Origin of the sequence: Streptomyces sp. N35 (genome assembly GCF_016464295.1) — a bacterium.
Classification (GTDB): Bacteria; Actinomycetota; Actinomycetes; order Streptomycetales; family Streptomycetaceae; genus Streptomyces.
The window spans coordinates 1-595 of record NZ_JAEIMH010000224.1 but is presented as its reverse complement, the minus strand read 5'-3'; the positions used below and the strand labels follow the sequence as shown (position 1 = coordinate 595).

General features: G+C 68.9%; 1 protein-coding gene. It reads right to left on the bottom strand.

From position 1 onward, the window contains the following. On the bottom strand, positions 1-547 hold a 547-nt coding region (locus tag JAO81_RS41985), incomplete at its 3' end, for a bifunctional DNA primase/polymerase (protein ID WP_233416673.1). Positions 548-595 lie beyond the last annotated feature (48 nt).

The following is a 595-nucleotide window of genomic DNA, read 5'->3' as shown; positions in this document are numbered from 1 at the left end:
CCGCGATGGCTGCCTCGGTCAGGGCGTCCTCGAGGTGGCCGACGTCGACCTGGTGGCTGTCGGCGGCCTCGGATGCCTTGCACGCGGCCCAGAACAACCGGGCGTTACGCTGGCCGGGTTGCGCTTCCAGCACGGTGCGGGTCAGACCGACCATGCGCGCCCCCGCCCTTGTCGGCGACGGCAGGGAGCGGCGCCGTACCGGAGGAGCAGGAGGCGGCAGGATCAGATCGAGCAGCACCTCAGGGATCGGGTACGCCTCCGGCACAGCGGCAAGTTCCGGGTGTACGAAGTAGCTTCCGTGCGCGTAGGTAACACCGGGGCCCACCAGATATCCGGCGGTGCCCCGGACATCGATTCCGGGTGCGAGCTTGCTGGCCGAGTTAGGGATCAACACACCAGTCGGGGCGGTGAACCACAGGTGAAAGCCCCCCGAGGGGGTACACACCGTCAACGTGCGGGGCACCTCGAAGCCGTACCGGTAGGCAAGCTCGTTCAGCCCCGCGACTCCGTCCACGCCGTCCTTGCGGTCCAGGTCGATACCGATCAACGGCACCTCACCCCGACCGCACGCCACCCCGTACCCGGCAGCATGCGG